General features: G+C 35.5%; 23 protein-coding genes. 7 read left to right on the forward strand and 16 right to left on the reverse strand.

Features of this window, described 5'->3' with window-relative positions; all coding sequences use genetic code 11:
* Positions 1–28: 28 nt before the first annotated feature.
* Positions 29–2,731, reverse strand: coding sequence for a carboxypeptidase-like regulatory domain-containing protein (locus AC0INN_RS10840; RefSeq protein WP_306613185.1), 2,703 nt, complete (start codon positions 2,729–2,731; stop codon positions 29–31).
* 276 nt (positions 2,732–3,007) lie between these two features.
* On the opposite strand from AC0INN_RS10840, the gene AC0INN_RS10845 reads away from it, so the two are divergent.
* Together AC0INN_RS10845 and AC0INN_RS10850 are read left to right on the forward strand one after the other, a co-directional pair.
* Positions 3,008–3,889: a cupin-like domain-containing protein gene (locus AC0INN_RS10845; protein ID WP_172281630.1), complete on the forward strand. Its 882-nt coding sequence runs from the start codon at positions 3,008–3,010 to the stop codon at positions 3,887–3,889.
* Positions 3,890–4,168: 279 nt separating this feature from the next.
* Positions 4,169–5,050 carry a cupin-like domain-containing protein gene (locus tag AC0INN_RS10850; RefSeq protein ID WP_172281632.1) on the forward strand — a complete coding sequence of 294 codons (882 nt, stop codon included), beginning with the start codon at positions 4,169–4,171 and terminating at the stop codon, positions 5,048–5,050.
* Positions 5,051–5,083: 33 nt separating this feature from the next.
* Here AC0INN_RS10850 and AC0INN_RS10855 read toward each other — a convergent pair whose 3' ends face one another.
* The 10 genes from AC0INN_RS10855 to AC0INN_RS10900 all read right to left on the reverse strand — a co-directional run bounded on the left by AC0INN_RS10855 (position 5,084) and on the right by AC0INN_RS10900 (position 14,120).
* Positions 5,084–6,808 (reverse strand): M14 family metallopeptidase, encoded by a 1,725-nt coding sequence (locus tag AC0INN_RS10855; protein WP_273650233.1) that lies wholly within the window; start codon positions 6,806–6,808, stop codon positions 5,084–5,086.
* 128 nt (positions 6,809–6,936) lie between these two features.
* Complete coding sequence (locus AC0INN_RS10860; protein ID WP_306613188.1) at positions 6,937–7,668, reverse strand: metallophosphoesterase family protein; 732 nt, start codon at positions 7,666–7,668, stop codon at positions 6,937–6,939.
* A gap of 2 nt (positions 7,669–7,670) precedes the next feature.
* Positions 7,671–8,213 (reverse strand): RNA 2'-phosphotransferase, encoded by a 543-nt coding sequence (locus AC0INN_RS10865; RefSeq protein WP_306613190.1) that lies wholly within the window; start codon positions 8,211–8,213, stop codon positions 7,671–7,673.
* 108 nt (positions 8,214–8,321) lie between these two features.
* Positions 8,322–9,266: an ADP-ribosylglycohydrolase family protein gene (locus AC0INN_RS10870; protein ID WP_273650235.1), complete on the reverse strand. Its 945-nt coding sequence runs from the start codon at positions 9,264–9,266 to the stop codon at positions 8,322–8,324.
* A complete protein-coding gene (locus tag AC0INN_RS10875; protein WP_273650236.1) occupies positions 9,266–9,952 on the reverse strand; it encodes an SIR2 family NAD-dependent protein deacylase in 687 nt (228 codons plus the stop codon). The genes AC0INN_RS10870 and AC0INN_RS10875 overlap by 1 nt, the downstream gene beginning before the upstream one ends.
* On the reverse strand, positions 9,949–10,473 hold the full coding sequence (locus AC0INN_RS10880; RefSeq protein WP_273650237.1) for an O-acetyl-ADP-ribose deacetylase: 525 nt from the start codon (positions 10,471–10,473) through the stop codon (positions 9,949–9,951). The genes AC0INN_RS10875 and AC0INN_RS10880 overlap by 4 nt, the downstream gene beginning before the upstream one ends.
* 26 nt (positions 10,474–10,499) lie before the next feature.
* Entirely contained in the window at positions 10,500–11,408 is a 909-nt protein-coding gene (locus AC0INN_RS10885; protein ID WP_273650238.1) for an NAD(+)/NADH kinase, read from the reverse strand.
* A gap of 49 nt (positions 11,409–11,457) precedes the next feature.
* Positions 11,458–12,465, reverse strand: a complete 1,008-nt coding sequence (locus AC0INN_RS10890; RefSeq protein ID WP_273650239.1) for an SPFH domain-containing protein — start codon at positions 12,463–12,465, stop codon at positions 11,458–11,460.
* A 191-nt stretch (positions 12,466–12,656) separates the two neighbouring features.
* On the reverse strand, positions 12,657–13,199 hold the full coding sequence (locus AC0INN_RS10895) for an NADAR family protein (protein ID WP_273650240.1): 543 nt from the start codon (positions 13,197–13,199) through the stop codon (positions 12,657–12,659).
* Between the two features lie 243 nt (positions 13,200–13,442).
* Complete coding sequence (locus AC0INN_RS10900; RefSeq protein WP_172281656.1) at positions 13,443–14,120, reverse strand: NUDIX hydrolase; 678 nt, start codon at positions 14,118–14,120, stop codon at positions 13,443–13,445.
* A 134-nt stretch (positions 14,121–14,254) separates the two neighbouring features.
* Between AC0INN_RS10900 and AC0INN_RS10905 the strand changes: the two genes are divergently transcribed.
* Complete coding sequence (locus AC0INN_RS10905) at positions 14,255–14,887, forward strand: DUF1579 domain-containing protein (RefSeq protein ID WP_172281658.1); 633 nt, start codon at positions 14,255–14,257, stop codon at positions 14,885–14,887.
* A 313-nt stretch (positions 14,888–15,200) separates the two neighbouring features.
* Positions 15,201–15,416 (forward strand): hypothetical protein, encoded by a 216-nt coding sequence (locus AC0INN_RS10910; RefSeq protein ID WP_273650241.1) that lies wholly within the window; start codon positions 15,201–15,203, stop codon positions 15,414–15,416.
* A gap of 36 nt (positions 15,417–15,452) precedes the next feature.
* Here the strand turns inward: AC0INN_RS10910 and lepA are convergent, their stop codons facing one another.
* The 5 genes from lepA to AC0INN_RS10935 form a co-directional block, all read right to left on the reverse strand.
* Positions 15,453–17,249 (reverse strand): translation elongation factor 4, encoded by a 1,797-nt coding sequence (lepA, locus tag AC0INN_RS10915; protein ID WP_172281662.1) that lies wholly within the window; start codon positions 17,247–17,249, stop codon positions 15,453–15,455.
* Between the two features lie 77 nt (positions 17,250–17,326).
* Positions 17,327–18,346 (reverse strand): hypothetical protein, encoded by a 1,020-nt coding sequence (locus AC0INN_RS10920; protein WP_306613197.1) that lies wholly within the window; start codon positions 18,344–18,346, stop codon positions 17,327–17,329.
* Positions 18,347–18,585: 239 nt separating this feature from the next.
* Positions 18,586–19,095, reverse strand: a complete 510-nt coding sequence (locus AC0INN_RS10925; protein WP_273650243.1) for a hypothetical protein — start codon at positions 19,093–19,095, stop codon at positions 18,586–18,588.
* An 8-nt stretch (positions 19,096–19,103) separates the two neighbouring features.
* Positions 19,104–19,640, reverse strand: a complete 537-nt coding sequence (locus tag AC0INN_RS10930; protein WP_172281668.1) for a hypothetical protein — start codon at positions 19,638–19,640, stop codon at positions 19,104–19,106.
* A 13-nt stretch (positions 19,641–19,653) separates the two neighbouring features.
* A complete protein-coding gene (locus AC0INN_RS10935; RefSeq protein ID WP_172281670.1) occupies positions 19,654–20,211 on the reverse strand; it encodes an RNA polymerase sigma factor in 558 nt (185 codons plus the stop codon).
* Between the two features lie 95 nt (positions 20,212–20,306).
* Here AC0INN_RS10935 and AC0INN_RS10940 point away from each other — a divergent pair, with 95 nt between their 5' ends.
* Genes AC0INN_RS10940 through AC0INN_RS10950 form a run of 3 tightly spaced genes read left to right on the forward strand, consistent with a single transcriptional unit; the run spans position 20,307 to position 22,128 of the window.
* Positions 20,307–21,056 (forward strand): Rossmann-like and DUF2520 domain-containing protein, encoded by a 750-nt coding sequence (locus tag AC0INN_RS10940; protein ID WP_172281672.1) that lies wholly within the window; start codon positions 20,307–20,309, stop codon positions 21,054–21,056.
* On the forward strand, positions 21,046–21,564 hold the full coding sequence (locus AC0INN_RS10945) for a KdsC family phosphatase (protein WP_172281674.1): 519 nt from the start codon (positions 21,046–21,048) through the stop codon (positions 21,562–21,564). Before AC0INN_RS10940 ends, AC0INN_RS10945 begins: the two co-directional genes overlap by 11 nt.
* A gap of 9 nt (positions 21,565–21,573) precedes the next feature.
* Positions 21,574–22,128 (forward strand): Maf family protein, encoded by a 555-nt coding sequence (locus AC0INN_RS10950; RefSeq protein ID WP_273650244.1) that lies wholly within the window; start codon positions 21,574–21,576, stop codon positions 22,126–22,128.
* Positions 22,129–22,200: the final 72 nt, after the last annotated feature.

Here is a 22,200-nt window from a genome sequence, read left to right on the forward strand (position 1 = left end):
GATTGGCTTTTTCTGTTTATGTAGTTTATTATTTGAAGTTAAATTTCACGGTAAACATTACCTGACTTGGACGAAGCTGATATCTCGTATAGGTAATATTGGTCGTATTAATATCATAGGTTTCGAATACCTTTTTATTCGCAATATTCATCCACTTCAGTTCGAAATCTATTTTCTTTTTAGCCCAGGTAAACTGATAGGACACATCGTAGAATCCGTTATGGTACTTCTGTTCAGCTGCATTTGTGTTCACCTGATCCCAATTGAACCCGACTGTATGGTTTTCTATAGGATAGAAGAAAAGTCCAAGATTATGGGTGAAGCCTGTTCTGGTAGCGTTAGAACTAACCTTTCCAACACTGGTCTGTTTTGTTCGGGAAATACTTGCGTTATAATCTATACTCATCCAGCTGAAATAAGTATTATTGAATTTAATTCCGTACGACTGGCTGTTATTCTTGTTGGTATAGGAATCATTATTTAAAAACAGGTCTGATTTCACGGTGTTGTTACTATAGCTAAGGGAGGCATTGGTTTTAAACTTTGGAAAATACTTTCCAACTTCTGCACTGTATCCATTATTCAATACATGATTATCCTGTTCTTTGTAATTCATTATTGTATATCCCGCACCATTGATTGTAGGATTGGAAATCAGGTTTCTTTTCGCATCGGAATATCTGTAGTTTACATTAAAGAATAAATTATTCAGCGGGTTTCTGTATTCAATTCTTGTTCCTGCTGATTTATTGTTGTTCTGAGGAATCGGATTTTTTGGATCCATTGCATTAATTCCACTTGGAGAAGTCATCAAGAATCCTGAATATGCTGTATTAATTTCTCCAAAATTATTATTGATATTCGCGTTTACCGACGCTTTCCAGAATGAAGCAAATGTATATTGAGCAAAAACACTTGGCTCAAATGTAACTTTATTAACCGTTTTAGAAACATTTCTGAACGGGTCCTCCGCTTTAATATTATTAGAATTGACCGGGATGTTGGCATAAAGCATCCAGGAATCATTTTTATAATTAACCCCTAAACTTCCGTAAGGAGTTGCTGTGGAATATCTCAGGTCATTGCTGTATGCGGTAGAAAGTGTCGGTAGATCATTCGGATTCGTGGACGGAATTGTTTCAATGTTATACAGGTCTGAAACCAGATCCGTTGTTTTGAAATTAAATCCTACTTCAGGAGTAAAGGTCCATCCCTTTGTAGAAAATCCAATATTTGCAGAATGATTTGCCTCAAAAGTTTTAAGCCTTAGGTTTTGGGTAACAAAATCAGAATTCGGTAACACTTTAAATCCAGGGATATCCAGATATGATGTTGGAGAAACTTCCAATGTTTGCCTGTCTGTCTGATAGCTTACATAGGATAAAAGGTTCACCATTTTTTCCTTCCATGGTATAATCGTACTTAAGGAGTTTTGAAATGATGTCGTAGGAGATTCAAGGCTTTCCCCTGCATTTCTTTGTTTTCCGGAAGTAAGGTCGGTTCTGTCTACCAGTCCTCTGTCTGCATTCCAGTATTGAGAAAAGCTTGTTGTATTCTTGAAGAATCCTTTTTTTGCATTTTTTGTAAAAATCAATTCTCCTTTAGCTTTATCCGTATAAAAATTATTAAGAATATTAGTTGTATTAGAGCTTCCATCGAAATAATCTTTCCTGTTATAAGCTTCTCTTTCTACTGCATTATTTGTATAGTTGGCATTGGCCTTAAGTTCCCATTCTTTCTTTTTATCGATATTGGTTAAATAATTAGCGGATAAATAGTGGACATTATTTAATAAGTATCTTTTTACCGGAAGGCTGGGAGTGTCTGCATTTTCTACAGTGAGCCAGTCATTTTGTGAGGCATTAATCCTCTTTCCTTCGAACCTGTTTCCAAAAGCCAATATATTTCCTTCATTTTCAACCTGCTCTCCCATATTATTGGTTTTATAATTAACTACCCATTGGCTTTTCTGTCCAAAGAACATAGGAGTCAGTTTCACATTCCAGAGCCAAGGTTCTCCAAATCCTGTTCCTACTTCTCCTCTACCAGTCATGGTAACGGAATTCTTTAATTTAATATTGATTGCCGCCTGGTCGGAAGGTACTTTATCCTGAAGAATTTTTACAGGTTGGTGATTTTCAAGCACTTCAACTTTCTGTACAGCATCCTTTGGTAAAGAATTATTAATCGTTCCGTATCCTCCTTCCATCAGGTCTTTCCCATTAACGTAGAATTTATTGATCGCATTCCCCTGATAAAGTATCGTTCCGTCCGTATTAACCTCAATACCAGGAATCTTTTTCATCACATCAGCCAGTGTCCTGTCACTCTTACTGTCAAAAGCTTTAAGATCATACGCAATGGTATCCCCTCTCGCCGTAATCATCTTGGTTTTCAGTTGAACTTCCTTGATCTCGGTAGCCTCAGACTGCATTTTAAAACTTAGCGTCTGATCACTGTTGCTTATCTGTTTAGTTAATGGTTTTTGGTTAAATGCCTTTACTTTCAAATCAACATTAGACTCTGCTGTAGTAAAAGTTACTTTATATTCCCCTTTTGAATTGGTAATTCCATAAGCTAAGATCGCATCTTTACCCGGTTCTTCTACCGTTACACTTGCGCTTGGAATAGGAACACCATCTTCATCTGTGATTTTACCTGTAATCGTCTTTTGCGCATAAGTAAGCACAGAAAGAAAAATCATCAGAAATAAAGTAATATTCTTTTTCATAATTCTAGTTATTTGCTTAATTAGTTATTATTCGGTGTTTTTTGTTACACCTCTATAGAGATGCATTTCAGGCAAATAAGTTAAAACACTGTTTTTCACTATGTTTTTAGTGATAATTTTTTTTGGTTTTTTTTGTTTGTGTATTTTAGGGATATAAGTTTTGCTTCATTTTATTTTGACTAAATAAAATAAATGATTAAAGCCATAGGTTAAATAAATCTTAATTTACTTAATATCAATATTTATTTAATAGTTTTGTAACATAAAATTTATAAAATGGGAATTGTCTTAAAGCCTATTGACATTGTAGATGACATTACTAAGGAAGAATTCTACGAAAAATACCTAAGGCCGAGAAGGCCTGTTGTCATCAAAAATATGGCAAAAAAATGGCCTGCATATCAAAAATGGACAATGGACCACATCAAAGAGACAGTAGGAGACGTAGAAGTTCCATTATATGACAGTTCCAAAGCTGATCCCTCAGCACCGATCAATACCCCTACTACAAAAATGAAGTTTGGCGATTATATAGACCTGATCCAAAGAGAACCTACCGATCTTCGTATTTTTTTCTTTGATCCTATTAAATATGCCAATAAGCTGCTGGATGATTATATTTCTCCAAAAGATTTAATGGGCGGCTTCCTGGATAAATATCCTTCCATGTTTTTCGGAGGAACTGGGTCCGTTACTTTTCTGCATTATGATATAGACCTTCCCCACATTTTTCATACCCACTTCAACGGGAGAAAGCACGTTATTCTTTTTGAAAATAAATGGAAAGAAAGATTATATAAGATCCCTTATACCACCTATGCATTGGAGGATTATGACATTTCAAATCCTGATTTTACCAAATTTCCCGCACTGAATGGGATCGAAGGTATTGAATGCTTTCTGGAACATGGGGATACCTTATTTATGCCTACAGGATGGTGGCACTGGATGAAATATCTGGACGGAAGTTTCTCTCTTTCCTTAAGGGCATGGGATAAATCCTGGGCTGTAAAGGCCCACTCTATCTGGAATCTTACGGTACAACGTAAATTCGATGATATCATGAAGGTCAATTTCAAGAAGAAATATATGGACTGGAAGGAAAAAATAGCCATAAAAAGAGCGGAAATAGCCTTACGCAGAGGCTTGCCTAAGTAAATATTCTTATTTTACAAAATTCTTAATCATAGGTTTTGATCCAATCGAAACCCATAATTTTTTGTTGGATACTAAGACTATTTGTATTGAATTCTAAATTTTGTGGAGTCCTTTAGTTATTACGCATGATAAATAAAATACTATTGCATTACACTTCTTTTTATTATTTTTATCTGGTCTAAATATTTATGATAGTGATTTGAATCATAGATTAAAAAAAACTTAAACACAATATTATATTTATTTAATTTAATAATTTTGTAACATAAAATTTACAGAATGGGAATTATTTTAAAGCCTATAGATGTTGTAGACGATATCAGTAAAGAAGATTTCTACGAAAAATATCTAAAGCCGAGAAGGCCCGTTGTCATCAAAAACATGGCAAAAAAATGGCCTGCATATCAAAAATGGACAATGGATTATATGAAGGAAACGGTAGGTGATGTAGAAGTCCCCTTATATGACAGCTCAAAGGCTGACCCGTCTGCTCCCATCAATGCATCTGCAGCCAAAATGAAATTTGGAGATTATATCGATTTGATTCAGAAAGAGCCTACAGATCTTAGAATCTTCCTTTTTGATCCGATTAAATTTGCTCCAAAACTTCTTGAAGATTATATTTCTCCCAAAGAATTAATGGGAGGGTTCCTTGATAAATATCCGAATATGTTCTTTGGAGGAAAAGGATCGGTTACTTTCCTTCATTTTGATATCGATATGGCGCATATCTTCCATACGCACTTCAATGGCAGAAAACATATCATGCTCTTTGATTACAAATGGAAAGAAAGACTTTATCAGATTCCTTATGCTACGTATGCTCTGGAAGATTACGATATTGAGAATCCTGATTTCACTAAATTCCCGGCGCTTGACGGAGTGGAAGGTATTGAATGCTTCCTTGAACATGGAGACACCTTGTTTATGCCTACAGGATGGTGGCACTGGATGAAGTATCTGGACGGAAGTTTCTCTATTTCCTTAAGGGCTTGGGATAAATCCTGGGCAGTAAAGGCACACTCTTTATGGAATCTTACGGTACAGCGTAAATTTGATGATATCATGAAGTCCAATTTCAAAAAAAGGTATATGGACTGGAAAGAGAAAAAAGCTGTTGAACGAGCCAATTATGCTTTAAAAAGAGGCTTACCAAAATAAAAAAAGGCGTTTCAGATGAAACGCCTTCACTTTTTACAAAATCCTATACACCGGATATTGCCTGAATGTCTTTTCTTCAAAATAAGGAGAATGTCTATAAACCCAGTCTAGCTGAGCAGCACCATCATCTGCAAATTTTTTATCTGATGATTTTTTATCGTCAAAGTCCTTTTTCAGTTTAGGATCTTTTTTTAATAGTTCAGCCGCGGTATCTTCAAAGATATATGCTGAAAAATATTCCTTTTGTGCCAGAATACCATCAAAGAAATTCCAGTTAAAGAAGGAATCCAATGCTTCCGGCTCAAGGGTTTCAATAATGTATTTAACTCCCGGCTGTTGTGTAGAAACTATATAATCACCTTCCAGGAAATTCATTTTTTTATCGGATTTATCAACCGTTGTTTCATAATGAAGATAATGTCCTTCGTACGGATTTTTAACCGTTTTAAAATCATTGATCTTATAGGACTCCACCGCTATTGCACTGTCCTTTTGAATCGGTTTCATTTCTATTTTATTCCTTTTGAATTCTTCAATAACCCTGTACTGGGACTGCGGAATGACATAATATTTTGGAATTGTAATGTAACCCGTAGGAACAGCAGTCGTAAACAATTTTATATTTTTTGTAAAAGGACTTGTCCTGTCGTAATACAATCTTGGTTTTCCGGATACTTCGCTGGGTTTATATTTTCCTTCATATCCTTTAAAATCCATCGTGGAAAATTTTGTAGAATCAATCTTCCAGCGGATACCATATTGTTTTCCTGGCTGATATTGCTTTAGGTTTTCAATACGATAGTCTTTGATCTTTTTATACTCTTTATCCAGATTCTGAAGGTTAACAAGCATATACTTATACGTTGCATCAACCCTTTTGTCGTAAGGTTTGAGCATATGCGTTTCCGGAACCGTGCCCAATGAGTTGAATAAAGAAGTATATCCCGTTGAGTATCGTGGTGAATCCTCAAAGGCTGCAAATCCGATTTCAGGGACATCCCCATGAATATTCACATATGGAGTGCTCTCATATCCCAGTTTTTTTAAATCCTGCAGGTTCTTTGCCTGATAATCATTGTAAAAATAATTTCCCAGTACATTTCCAAGGCGTTCTTTAAAAGTTGAAATATAGGTAAACGTATATTGGTAATCTGCCCCGTTGCTTACATGGTTATCGATAAAGACATCCGGCTTCAGCCACTGGTATATTTCCTGGAAACTTCTGGCATTTTTAGAATCGGCTTTAATAAAATCCCTATTCAGATCATAGTTCCTGGCATTTCCTCTGAATCCGTATTGTTCCGGACCGTTTTGATTCGCTCTGGAGTAAGACCCTCTGTTCAGCATTCCGCTTACGTTATATGCCGAAATAGCTGCTATGATAAAATTCTGTGGAGTCTTTATTTTTTTTGTGGCAAGATCCCGAATGAGCATCATGGTTGCATCAATTCCGTCCGGTTCTCCCGGATGGATTCCATTATTAACAAAAAGGATTGCTTTTTCTTTTCTCAGCTTTTCAATATCTTTTTCCGGAAACGGATTATAGATAACAAGATAGATGGGCTTTCCGTTATCATCTTCCCCTTTTTTAAGGTATTGAATTGTATTAAATTTTTTAGCCAGATCCTGGTAATAGTTATTCATCTCATCATAGGTAACGGTCTGGTTGCCATTTCCTTTTTCAAAAGGCGTCTGGAAAGATTTCTGTGAAAAAAACAATGAAGAACTAAGTAATAATAGAACAAATTTAAGTTTCATGAAGATAAAATTTCAGATTATAAAATTACTGAAATTATTGATGAATCTTTTGGTTAATCATAAAGACCGGGGGGTTCTTTTAAAGAAGTAAGAATGTCTCTGATTATCATTGATTTCTCGATTAGCAGCTACCCATTCCTTCCTGTCTCATCAGGATATAAAGCAGGAAGAGGATCACTCTGCCAGAACTCTTTGGTGTCTGCATCCATAATGGACAATGATCCTGTATAAGCAGCCCCGGTATCCAGATTCCAGACATTGGCTTTGTGTAGAGGTTCTTTGCTTCCCAGGTCAATAGTAGGGGTATGCCCAATAAATATCTCGTTATACAAAAGCAGCCTTTTAGGATATAATTCAGAGTTCTTGCTCAGCTTTTTATCCATACAAACAGCCGTTTCCCAAAGCGTCCGATCCCATCGGTAATTGCTGGAATAGACCTCTCTTTCCGGGCCGTGCATTGAAGAATATCCGGCATGAATAAATAAACGGTTCTGATCATCTACATCATAGTTTTTCATATGCTGAAAAAACTCCAAATGTTGCTGTAATTCTATTTTGGAATAGGCATCATAACTTTCGATAGTCTTTCTCCCCCCATTATTGAGCCACACTTCAGGAGTTTCCCCGAAAGAAAGCCAGTCTTCACACCAGGCATCATGGTTTCCTTTAATAAAAATACAATCCTGCTTTTTTGAAAGTTCAATCAGAAAGGCAATAATATGGGAAGATTCACTCCAGCCGTCTACATAATCTCCAAGAAAGATTAATTGATCATCACTTTTTACCTGAGCCCGGTCAAGAACCTGGATCAGCGCTTTAAAACCTCCATGAATATCACCTATTACTAACTTTCTCTTCATTTTTACTTTGAAATATATTTCGTGTCAACAAAATCCGTCAGCCAGACTCCATTGTCTGAAAGATAGAACTGAATTCCTTCTTCAGACATTTTGCCTGTCCGGATGGTCAAAATTACAGGTTTTCCGTGACGCATTCCCACTTTTGTAGCAGTATCTTTATCTGCACTCAGATGAACATGCTGCCTGCTTCTTTTTTCAATCCCTTTTTCCATAATGGAGCTGATATTACTTTCTGCAGTTCCATGGTAGAGATATTCCGGAGGCTGCTGAGGAATCAATGCCAGATCTATATCAATAGAGTGTCCCTGGTTAGCTCGTATTTTCGTTTTATCTTCGTTAAAAGCAAACCTTTTTTTGTTATTTGTTTCTACGACCTTATCTAATTCCTCCATCGTAAAATGCACTCTTTTGCGAGCCGATTTTGTAATCAATTCTTCCACATCCGCCCAACCATTTTCATCTAAATGCAGATGAATTGTTTCTGGCTGATGACGGAGAATCAGGCTTAAAAATTTACTTATTCTTTTATTTTCTATTTCGTTCATGATTATGTTTTTTATTTAGCAATGATATTCTTCAGGATCAGATCTTACTTGAATTCCTGTTGTTTCAATTATATTTTAAAATATTCACTTATAGTATTCATTGCTCTATTACTTACTAAAATATTTTGTCTCCAGCTTTTCACATAGTTTTTCAATATCTTCCTTCCTTACCAATTCTGAAATCCAGTCTTCAGGAATATTTTCAAAACCATAATAAATTCCAGCAATTCCTCCTGTTATTGCCCCTGTAGTATCGGTATCTTCACCTAAGTTAACCGCTTTCAATACCGCTTCAGAATAACTTTCTGAATTCATAAAACACCATAAAGAAGCTTCTAAACTGTGTAGAACATATCCTCCGCTTTTAATTTCATCTTCAGTATATTTCCAAATATCATTTTTTAAAAGCCTATCGAAAAGCTTAATTTCATTTGGATTAAAGCCTTTGATTTCTGCATATTTTAAACTTCTTTTTTGCATAAACTCATATGCTTCTTCTTTTCTTTTCCCTTTTATTAATTGGATAGCAAAAACAATATAGATAAAACAGGCAAATACTGAGCGAAAATGGCCATGGGTAATAGCAGAAACTTCTTTAATTGTTTTATAAAGCATGTCGATATCCTCTTGTTTTTCAAGATAAAAAGCTAATGGAAGAATTCTCATCAATGAACCATTTCCATTATCTTCCTCAAAGATATTTCCTGAAAATTTTGCGCTTTCGCCTTTTATCAGCCTTGCAATAGAATGTCTTGTTGTTCCGCCAATATCAAAAAGTTTTCCATGAGCCGTCCAATGTCCATATTTATTCCACTTAACAAAACTATGTCCTATTTTCTCTAAATCATATCCTTTAGTAAGCTCCTCCGCCAGACAAAGTGTTAAAGAGCTATCATCACTCCAGGTTCCTTTAGGCTGATTCCAAGACATATATTCCAAATATCCTTTAACCGGTGATTTCTTTAAATCTTCTCTTTTCTTAAATTCAACAGGAACCCCTAACGCATCTCCAACACAAACGCCGAAAATTCCAGATTTTACCACATTCTCCATTATGCCATATTTACAAGCTTATCAAACAATAATTTCATTCCTCTTGTTGCACTTTCTTTCATCACTACAGCTCTTTTACCATATCCGAACTCCGTTTCATTGGGATTGATAACGATCAAAAGACAATCATCTTTAATTTCATGTATCAGACCTGCTGCCGGATATACCTGCAAGGAAGTTCCGATAACAATTAAAATATCTGCTTCTTTTACCTTTTCTCTTGCTACATTGTATAAAGGCACATCTTCTCCAAACCAAACGATAAATGGTCTTAACTGAGATCCGTCTTCAGCTTTATCTCCCTCGTTAATATCATCTTTTTGCTCATAGATCAGGTCTTTGTTATGACTCGAACATGACTTAAACAATTCTCCATGGATGTGGAGGATGTTGGTTGATCCTGCCCTTTCATGAAGATCATCTATATTCTGAGTAATGATTTGTACATTGAAATACTTCTCAAGCTCTGCTAACAGCCGGTGGGCATCATTAGGTTCTACTTCGTGAAGCTGGCGGCGTCTCTGATTGTAAAACTCCAAAACCAATGCTCTGTCCCTCCTCCAGCCCTCAGGGCTAGCCACATCTGTTACATTATGATTTTCCCAGAGACCATCTCCGTCTCTGAATGTCTTTATTCCGCTTTCGGCACTAATTCCTGCACCGCTTAATATGGTTAGTTTTTTCATTGTTTTTCTTTTAATAGTTTGTCATAAATTGCTTCGTTTTCATTATCGAAACAAACGAAAATAATTTTTTCAATCCTTTCTGTCCAAAAATTTTGAACTTCATTAATAGCAATTTTTGCTGCTAATTCTTTCGGGAAATGATAAATTCCGGTACTAATGTTCGGAAAAGCTATTGTTTTAGCATCAAGACTCTCTGCTAATAGTAAAGAATTCCTGTAACAATTAGCTAAAAGCACCGATTCTTTTGCTTCTTCATCACCATTCCAGACCGGTCCCACGGTATGAATAACATAAGTTGCAGGAAGATTTCCTGCAGAAGTTACAACCGCCTCGCCCGTTTTACATTTTCCTTGTTTATTTCTTATATGAATACATTCTTTTAATATCTGCTTTCCACCTGCACGATGAATAGCCCCATCAACACCACCTCCTCCAAGTAAAGACGAATTTGCCGCATTTACAATAACATCAGCCTTTACTTTAGTGATATCGCCTTTTATTAATTCAATAAGTGGGCTCATCTAATTTTAATTTTTGTTTCCATTTTTTAATTTATTACCAAAACCGCCTCTTCATCAGACAGCTTAATTTCTACGGTTGCACCACTATTGAACTGCAAAAAATCCTGTTCAATTCCATCACTAAATATAAAACCATTATTTGGCATTAATGATTCTATAACGAGCCTATTTCCTCTTTTTATTCGCCCACTGCAAATTTCCGTTTGTGTTGCTTTACTTTTGAAAGGTTCTCTCACCGCAAAGTATAGATCATCTTCATTGAGTTCCGGATATTCCAGTTCTTTAGATCCTAAAATTCCATAGGCCATATTAAAGATCGAGCTTAGCCAGCCGGTACTTCCTGTCTTTGTAGAAACAATAATTCCACTGGAAGAATGCATCTCTTCTTTTCCGTTCATAACCACCTTATACCTTGCTGAGCTATGGGAAGAAACACCAATGAAAAGATCATTTACAGCCAGGAGCTTTTGCCCGTCATTCAATACTGCTTCAGCAAACTTCATTCTCTTTGAACTAAAATTTTCGTTTATAACAGAATAAATGCCATCCAGAAAGTTTTTTGTATTAAAAGGAAGCAGTACTCCATCATACCTTTCCTGGTCAGGGTTAATTGCTACGATAGGTATATTTTTAGAGTATTTTGCTACATTCACTACCAACCCATCCTGCCCAACCACCACAATTAAATTCTTTTGAGAGAAAATAAAGGAGGGTACAAATTCTCGTTCTACCACTTTATTTTTAATTACTTTGGAAAGTTTTGTCTGGACTTCAAGAAATGACTGATAGAACTTTTCATGTTCAGTAACATATTCCTGAAAATCACCCCCTGAACTTTCGATATAAAACCGGGCCTGTGCTTTTGTATTGAACCGTTCAATCAAAGCTTCCAATCTCGTTTTGTTCTTAATAATAATTGCGTATTCTGGTTTCATGGCTTTACTTCAATTGCTTATTTTAAATGCTTTTCATTCCTTTCATCGCTTAATGCTGTTTTAAGAGATTTTCCAATAAGTCCGGGCTTATATTTAAGTTTCCTATTTTCCCTGCATTTTCAGCAAGCTCTCTAAAAGCCAGTGCAATATTGGATCTTGCATCCTGGTTTCCACTCAAAGCACTTAGAATTCTCCAATCCATTTCTTTATATGGTTTCAATGAGGTTTCCAATACATAGCCCTGGGTTTCAGCTTCTTTTCTGTCATTTTCTGTCTTTTGCTCTATCAGCTGTTTTCTTTGATTTTCAACGGAAATATCAGCAGCAATCTTCATTTCTCTAAGGATCTTATTATTTTCCTCCTGCTGGATCTCTGTTTCCATTCTTTTTTCTTCGATCTGTTTTTGTTTTTCCTCAACTGCTATCTCTGTATTCAGCTCAGATTCTTTGATCTTTCTTTCCTGCTCCACAGCAAAATTTCTTCTCTCATAAATAGCTTCATCTGCCTGCTGCTGGAGTTTCTCCCTGGTTTCCGTTTCTAATGCCCTGGCCATTTCCGGAGTGGTTTGAACCGCCAGAATACTGGCTCCCAATATTTCAATGCCCATGGTTTGGATGGTTTCTGAAGCCTTAAGCCCTTCTAAAATATGTTCCTCAATCTTCTTGGCAGAGCGAATGGCATCTTTTAAACTCATGTCATGGATAAATGATGAAGTAGAAGTCTGTGCCAGGTTAATGATTCTCTGGTTAAGCTTCTCAATATCATTTTTCTTATATACTCCTGATTCGTTAACCGTAAAATCCAATGTATTGGATAAAGCTTTTGGATCAATAATTTTATAGCTGATCTGTCCCTGGATTTTTACCGTCTGATAATCAAGCGTATTTTCATTAAAAATAAACGGCAGATCATTACTTCCCATCGGAATTGCTACAATAGAACTGTTTGGGGCAAAATAAAAGAATGATAGCCCTCTTCCTTCTCTTACGGTTTTCCCATTTTTAAAATGAAGAACGTAAGTCATTGAATCGAATTTGATGTGTCTGAAACCAAACATTGCTTTACTTTTTTAAGAGTTAATATTTGTGTTGTTTTTACGCTAATTAAACAGGACATAAGTTTATCTTGTTTAAAAGAATGTATTCTTCATTGATGAACATAACATCCTTCCCGAATGCATATTTTCACTGTTGATTAATATTTTACATTATTGCCTTAACGGATAATAAATCCCTGTCCCGGGCCATATCATTCTTTTAGATCATCCCGGACCTCCATTAAAGCGAACCCTAAAAGATTCTCTCCTCTCCAATGAAGCGGATTTTTTGCTTCAGGATCTGATTCCAGCATTCCTATTCCCCAGATCTTATCATAAGGACTTGCTTCAATAATAAGCTTATCACCCGTTGATAATAGAAATTTTTTAAGCTCTCCGTTTTGCAAAAATTTAAAAAAGTTTCCTCTCTTTACAATTTCATATTTATGCTCATCCCAAATATGATGATCAAAGTTTTTAATCTTTCTTCCTAATCCCTTTGCCTCCTTTGGGTCCTGTGCTTCAATGATAAGAGCTTCGATATTCTCATCATTAAATAGTCTTGCTTTTTCTGCCATCATATAATGCTCTGCCGTTTTATAAATAACTCCTCCTTCTTCAAATTCAGCCAGATACCACTGACTGAAGCACGCCTTCGTGATCTGATCTTTGGCTGTATGACCCCAGAAAAATAAGAATTCCAACTCCTCTTTATTTTGAAACTTTTGGATGATATTTTGCAGATTATATTTCATGTTTGCGTTATTATTACACAAATGTAAGAGAATACTTTATTTCCCTCCAAATTTATTTGCGTTAATTTTACACTAATATCTTTAAAACATTGATTTTCAATTACATTAATTTATTACTGTACATTTTTATTTTAAATAATCCATCGAATAGTTTTATAAAAAAACGGGCTAAAGCCCGTTTTTCATTTGATATGATGATCATTTGTTATTATGTATTTACTTAGAAATATATGGTTTATACTCCTATTTGATTTCAAAATAAAATCCTTGCTCCTCAAGTTCCTTATATTTCTCCTGATTAAAAGTAAATAGTTTTCCCGGTCTTCCGCTCCCTTCTTTTTTAAGGTTGTTGGTTTCATTGAGAAGACCATAGCTCATGATCTTTTTACGGAAATTTCTGCGGTCTATCTCCTGGCCAATGATTGTTTTATAGAGGTTTTCCAGATCAGAAAACGGAAATTCCTCATTAAGAAGATTGAAACCAATCGGCTGGTATTGAATTTTCGTACGAAGTCTTTTTAACGCAATATCCAGTATTCCTTTATGATCAAAAGCAAGCTTTGGAAGCTGATTAACACTGAACCATTGTGCGTCTTCGGCATCGGAATCTGCAAATAGTTCATAGTAAGAAGGGTTTACCAGGCCCAAATAAGCTATAGAAACTACTCTGTTCCTGGGATCCCTACCCACATTACCAAAAGTATAAAGTTGTTCCAGAAAATCGGGCTTTATGCCAGCCTCTTCATACAGTTCTCTTTTTACAGCATCATCAAGATTTTCATCATCAAGAACCAATCCGCCCGGTAATGCCCATCCTCCTTTGAAAGGATCAATTTTTCTTTTTATCAAAAGAACCTGAAGATCCTTCTTATCAAAGTATCCAAATATAACTGCATCTACTGCTACTTTAATATTCTGCATAATATAGTTTGCGTTGTGAATACACAAAGTTAATGTTTTGAATTAAAAACTCCACCGTTAAAAAGGCAAAAACCAACAAAATAAAATTTCTTACCTTTAAATTAAAATTATAACCAACTTAAAACTAAACATTTATGAAAAATCTAATGTTCATTGTAATCGCAGCTTTTCTATTGACGGCTTGCGAAAAAGGAAAACCCAATATGGGTAAAGAATCCACAGGATCTGATTCTGCAGCATGGAAACCTGTAGATTCTGCTACCGCTGTAAAGGCATGGACTGAATATGCTACTCCCGGAGAGATGCACAAAATGCTTGCTAAATCAGATGGGAAGTGGACCGGAGAAACGACTATGTGGATGGAAGAAGGAGGAAAACCTATCAAAAGTACATCTGAGTGTACCAATAAAATGATCTTTGGCGGACGCTATCAGGAGAGCGTACACACCGGTAATATGTGGGGAATGCCTTTTGAAGGAAGGAGCATTGTTGGATACGATAATGCGACTAAAAAATTTGTAAGTACATGGATGGATAATATGGGAACAGGAATAATGTATACTACAGGAGATTGGAACGCTTCAAAGAAATCAATTGAATTTAAAGGTAAAATGCCTGACATTGCAAGACCTGGAAAAGAATGCGATGTAAGGGAAGTTTTTACATTCGTGGATGATAACACTCAAATCATGGAAATGTATGGTCCCGGCTCCAAAACCGGTAAGGAAATGAAAACAATGGAAATAAAATTCACCCGTAAAAAATAGAAAATAAAAAAACCGCTTCCTCTGAAGCGGTTTTTTATGCTAATTGGTTTCTGATGCACTTGTTACCGGAACGCTGAAATTATTGTTTAAATAATTAACGTTGTAGACCTGCCCGCTCCATGTCTTCATTGTGGAGTTGAAAACATATATTTATGATCATACGTATCAGCAAACATTAACAACAGTAAAAAACACACCTCATTTTCAGTGATTTACCTGATCCTACACCTTCTTTTATTATAGAAATTTGATATAGTAAAAAGGTCCAGGCCGAAAACCTTAAAAAGTAGGCATAAAACAAACTAACATTATTATGAATGCAAAAAATTTATTAAGAGTACTTATTGTAATTATCGTCATTATTGGCGGAGTTATTATTATTGTAATAGGCAAAAAACCATTTCCTGAGCCTGAATGTATTGTATGCGGTACTAAACTGATAACCATGCTTGGTATCGTTGAAATTATTCTGGGATTAGGAGCGCTGGTCGTGCAGAGAAACCTGATTGATAAGCAGAGAAATCTATAAAATAAAAAGACCGATATGATATCGGTCTTTTTTATATTAATCATTTAGCTTTAATACGGCCATAAATGCAGATTGCGGTACTTCTACCCTACCAATCTGTTTCATCTTTTTCTTACCTTCCTTCTGTTTTTCCAAAAGCTTACGTTTTCTGGAAATATCTCCCCCGTAACACTTCGCTGTAACATCTTTTCTTAGAGCTTTAATGGTTTCCCTCGCGATAACCTTCGTTCCCAATGCAGCCTGAACCGCAATATCAAACTGCTGTCTAGGGATCAGTTCACGAAGCTTTTCACACATCTTTTTACCGATATGATAGGCATTACTATCGTGAATCAATGAAGAAAGGGCATCTACCATATCGCCATTGATCAGGATATCCATTTTTACAAGCTTGGAAGCTCTGAATCCGATCGGATGATAATCAAATGATGCATATCCTTTAGAAATGGATTTCAGTCTATCGTAGAAATCGAATACAACTTCTGCCAGAGGCATATTGAATATCAGCTCTACTCTTTCAGAAGTTAAATAACTTTGGTTAACGATCTCTCCTCTTTTCTCAATACATAAAGTCATTACCGATCCTACAAAATCAGATTTGGTAATAATAGAAGCTTTAATAAACGGTTCTTCCACTCTATCCATTGTAGATGGATCCATCATTTCAGACGGGTTATTAATCAAAATAGGAACATCCGGTTCTTTTTTAGTATATCCGAAATAAGAAACGTTCGGTACCGTAGTGATAACGTTCATATTGAATTCCCTATCCAATCGCTCCTGAACAATTTCCATATGCAGCATTCCTAAGAAACCACATCGGAACCCAAAGCCCAGAGCAGCAGAACTTTCCGGTTCAAAAACCAAAGAAGCGTCGTTAAGCCTTAACTTCTCTAATGAAAATCTAAGTTCCTCAAAATCCTCAGAATCAATAGGATAAATCCCTGCAAATACCATCGGTTTAACTTCCTCAAATCCTTCAATCGGTCCACTTGCAGGTTTATCGAAAGAAGTGATGGTGTCTCCTACCTTAACTTCTCTAGCATCTTTAATTCCAGAAACCAAATATCCTACATCTCCACATCCAATTGTCTTTTTAGGAACCTGCTTCAGCTTTAAAGTCCCTACTTCGTCAGCTCCATATTCTTTTCCAGTGGCAAAAAATTTTATTTTTTCGTTTTTGGAAATACTTCCATTTACTACTTTAAAATAGGCTTCTATACCACGGAAAGGATTGTATACGGAATCGAAGATCAAAGCCTGAAGTGGTGCATCAGGATCTCCTACAGGAGCAGGAATTCTTTCCACAATCTGCTCAAGCAGATGATGAACCCCTTCACCGGTTTTCCCGGAAACCCTTAATACATCTTCATATTCGCAACCAATTAAATTCATGATTTCATCAGTCACTTCTTCAGGATTGGCTGAAGGTAAATCGATTTTATTAAGAATAGGAATGATCGTCAGATCATTCTCCAATGCAAGATAAAGATTACTAATAGTCTGTGCCTGAATACTTTGAGCAGCATCTACAATAAGAAGCGCTCCTTCGCAGGCAGCAATTGATCTGGAAACCTCATAAGAGAAATCCACGTGTCCCGGGGTATCGATCAGATTTAAAATATATTTTTCCCCTTTATATTCATAATCCATCTGGATCGCGTGAGATTTAATCGTAATCCCACGTTCTTTCTCCAAATCCATATCATCCAGCGTCTGAGACTGTAATTCCCTCTGGGTAACTGTATTGGTATATTCCAATAAACGATCCGCCAAAGTACTTTTACCGTGGTCAATATGAGCGATTATGCAAAAATTTCGTATGTTTTTCATTTAAGAACCTTGTAATTTGCAAAGATAAAAAAAAGCAAGACAATTCATTGCTGTTAATTTTAATCAGTGAAATTAATTTATAATTCCGAAGGAAAATCGTATTCTCCCGTTAAAGGATCAATATAGATTTCAAACTTATCCCCTTTTTTCATTTTCTTTTGTTCTGCTCCCTGTTGAATTGCATCAGCAACACCTCCAATTAAACCAAACATTCCTAATGTATTATTAGAAGCTGCAGGAAAAAGATATCCTCTGTTGCTTACCACATAAAATCCTTTTTCATTTCTATTTAAATCCAGAAAGCCTGATAATCCCTTTTTATAAGCCTTTCCGTTTTCCACATAAGCAAACATTTTGTAGGCAGGAATCTTATTCTTTTTACCATTTTCCTCTTTTAGTGCTTTTGTCACCTCCCCTTTTTCATTCCTTTCAAGTAGATAATTTCCGGGCTCGGGAGTCTGGTTAAAGAATGAAAAGTGATCCAAATAAATCCCATCCTTTAACTGATCGCTCTTATATACTGCATAATTGTTATTGACAAATGATTCATAATCAGAAAGCTCGTTGATAGATACAGCATTTCCAACAGGTCTCTTTCTGTATGTTCTCATGAATAAATCAAAAAAAACATTAGGAACATTCTTAACTAAAAGTTCTGCAATTTCCTTATTATTGAGTGTAACTATAGTATCTTTTTTATATAGGAAACGATATTGGTCCCCTTCCTTTGAAAAAGTCTGGGCTGAAAAATCAATGCTCCCGCTTGTATTTTTTCCAATTGTTTCTCCAACACTTAATTTAAGCTTTTTTAAAATCAGAACCAGGTCTGCACTTCCTCCCTCATCATTTCCTTTTTTATACCAGTTTCCTAAATCATTTCCCGGGCTTGTAAGGAAAACAACTTCCTTCTCTTCTTTTTGATTTCCAAAAGGAAGAATTCCTATTTTTTTGTCTTCTCTTTGATCAATGACCGTTAAAGACTTATAAGTTTCTTTTCCGTAATTTGGAATACTCCCTTTGAATTTGATGTATTCTTTTCCCTGAGATAATACGGTGATTGCAATAAAAAGGCTTGCAGTCTGAAGTAATTTCTTCATCTTTTTTTATATTTTTTGCAAAAGTAAAGATTAGTTTTAAACCAACTACACCAAACAAAAAACATTCATAAAAGCTATTAATCTCTATATTATTTTAAATCTTATTTTGAAAAAATGCAGTCTCCCGTAACGATAATTGTTCTAACAATGCTTGCCACAAAATATCATTTCAAACATAAAATCAAACGACTCTTACAAAAAGATTCGTAAGAGTCGTCCAACATTAAAAAAATAAACTATTATGGGTTTTGTTTCGGAGTTCCCGAATTGTTATGATCGTGAGGCTTTCTGTCATTCATCTTATCTCTCATCCTCCACTCCGATTGAAACAATTTCAGTACTTTCTGACAGGGAACTACCCGCTGCATTTTCTCAGCATATTTTTTTCTATTATCCAGTAATTTTTGTCCCAGCTCAAAGCTTTGCTGTAGCTTGACTTTGGCTTCTTCATCAGACATTTTATCAGGATCAAAATCAGGATTAAACTGGCTTTTTATCTGTTTCTGATTATCTATGTATTCATTATAAATAGCCGTAAATTCTGCTTTATCTTTCTCATCTACATTCAGATTGTCCAGCATCATATTATCTCTGAATTTTTTCAAAAGATCTTTTCTCTCTTCCGGAGAAAGGTTATTGATGATCTCCTTTCTTTGTTTAGGGTCCATCTTTTTCCAGTCATAATCCGTCCTTTGAGCATTTAAACAAAAGCCGTAAATAATAAAAAGGGTAAATAATATCTTTTTCATCTCTTCTTTTAATTATATAAATCTAAATAAACGTCTTCTGTTGAATTCTTGGCTAGTTCTGCAATCTCAGAATTAGAAAATGAATCCAGATATTCGTTCATTTTAGTTTCAGTCTGCTTTGAAACAGCGACTCCGTTCTGGGGTTTTGAAACTGTTTCTGCTTCAGTATCCTGAGAATCGTCTATCTCTGCACTTTTCTTGTTTTGAACTATTTGATCCGTGCTTTCCACAGAAATTAAATCAGATTTCAAAGTTTCGTAGGCAAGCTCGCTTTCACTCTTTGGGGCCTGGTCATTCTTTGCATAACTTACTTCAGAAATACCAGAATCTTTTATTGTATTTTGATCGGAATTGAAAACAAAAATACTTCCAAAGATCAAAGCTAATGACGCGGCAACCGCATACATCCAATTTAATTTAAATATGGGTGCTTTTTTATTTGCCTTCACGTCATTCATCACTCTTTCCTGGATCATATTAAACATATCATCAGGAGCTTTGTAAATGTTTTTACGTTCTAATTTCTCTATATCGAACTCTTTCATCTTATTATGTTAATCAAAAATTATTCTCGTAATTTTCTTTAATATATTCTTCTATCTTTTGTTTGGCATAGTGATAATTTGTTTTTAAGGTTCCTACGGACATATCAACAATTTTTGATATCTCTTCGTAAGGCAAATCATCATAATACCGCATCATAAATACGAGTTTCTGTTTTTCAGGCAGACTCTGTATAGCATTCTGTAATAAAACCTGTATTTCATCGGCATCTTTTTCAGCATTATCCGCTACAAGATTTTGCATATGATACTCAGCATCTTCATCAGTTTTTTGCATTTTTTTCATTTTATTAACTTGCTGTAATGCTTCGTTGGTAGCTATCCTGTACAACCAAGTATACAGCTGGCTATCATTTTTGAACTGGTGAAAATTCTGATAGGCTTTTATAAAAGTATCCTGCAACGTATCCTGAGCAAGATCTCCGTCTACAATAATTCTTCGTATATGCCAATATAATCTACTTTGATAAGCATCCATCAAGGCACGAACTCCTTTATCCTGAGTTCGGGGATTTTGCATCAGCGTAATAATTTCCGCGTCCTTAATCTTCATAGATGCTTTCACTGTTTTGGATTACAAAAATATCTAAAAGTTAAATACTTTGTTCAATTTTCAGTCCAAAACTCATAAAATATTATCTTTGTTATATGCAAATTGTAATTATAGGTTCCGGAAATGTCGCATACCATCTGGCAAAAGCCTTTGTTCTGAATAACATTCCGTTAGCTCAGATTTTTGGACGAAATGAAAAGGATTTGGAAAAAATAGCTGCGGAGTTACATATTCCTTATTCTACGGAAAAGCTGGAAGATGCCGATTTATATATTATCTGTGTAAGTGATAACTCTGTACAGAATGTTTCAGCAATGATCACTAAAAAAGATTCACTTGTTGCTCATACTTCAGGCTCGCTTCCTAAGGAGCTTTTAGCAGGGGAGTACAGGAAAGCAAGTTTTTATCCTTTACAGACATTTTCTAAATCCAAAGATCTCACCTACAAGAAAATCCCTTTTTTCATAGAGACAGAAACCGAAAAAGATAAAGAGATTCTTTTTGAACTGGCATCCAAAATATCTGATCATGTAATGGAAAGTAGTCATGACAAAAGAAAATATATCCATCTTACAGCGGTTTTCGCCTGTAATTTTGTGAATCACCTTTTTTCTAAAGCCAAAGAAATATCGGATTCCCAGGAGATTCCGTTCGACTATTTTCTTCCGTTAATTGATGAAACCGTTCAAAAAATTCATGAAATTGAACCCAGGCTTGCGCAAACGGGTCCGGCTGTAAGAAATGATGTAAGGGTATTGGAACTTCATGAGCAATTGCTAAAGGATGAAAGCCTTGAAATATATAAAGTAATGAATCATTCTATTAAAAAAATGTATGGGTTATAAAGAGAAATTAAAAGATATTAAAGCATTCGTATTTGACGTGGACGGTGTTTTTACCGATGGAAGTGTGTATCTGATGCCGGGTGGAAATATGAGCAGAGTGATGAATGTTCTGGACGGCTATGCAGTAGTAAAAGCTTTAAAAAATAATTATTTAATAGGGGTGATTACCGGAGGAAATGATGAGATGGTAAAACATCGCATCAATTATCTGGGTATAGAAGATTATTATGCCAAATCACATGATAAAATGGCTGATTTTGAAGATTTTAAAAAGAAATACAATCTTAAAAATGAAGAGATCCTGACAATGGGTGATGATCTTCCTGACCTGCATATTATGGAAAGTTCAGCCATCGCAGCCTGTCCAGAAAATGCTGTTCCCGAAATCAAAGGCATCGCTGATTATATTTCCACAAAGCAGGGTGGAAGTGGAGCTGTACGTGACGTAATCGAGCAGGTAATGAAGGTGCAGGGAAACTGGCATGATGACAACACACAATCTGTATAAATACTTGATATGAAATTACATTTAGCATCACAATCACCCAGAAGAAAGGAATTGCTTTCCAGCCTTGGATTTGATTTTGAAGTAGTAACAATAGATTGTGAAGAAATCATTCCTGATGATATGGCTATTGAAAATGCGGCTGCCTATCTTTCTCAATTAAAGGCAAACTCATTCCGTCCACTTGAGGCGGGTGAAGTTTTACTCACTGCAGATACCGTTGTTGCCTTAAATAATCAAATTCTTGGAAAACCGAAAGATGAAGCCGATGCTCAGCATATGCTGCGATTGCTTTCCGGAAAAACGCATCAGGTATATACAGGAATTACCATACAGACGGTTGATCAGGTTTTTACAGAAACGGATGTTGCAGATGTGGAACTCGATGAAATTTCCAATGAGGAAATTGATTATTATATTACCCATTACAAACCTTTTGATAAAGCAGGAAGTTATGGTATCCAGGAATGGCTGGGAATGGCAAAGATCAAAAAATTATCCGGTAGTTTTTATACAATAATGGGGCTTCCAACACATCTGGTTTACAAAATATTGAAAGAAATATAAATTTTTCCAATATAAAATTTTATTATTTTTACAAAATCATCAAACTTTTGATAATAAAAAGTAGATTAGCTA

This window comes from Chryseobacterium subflavum (assembly GCF_055762745.1).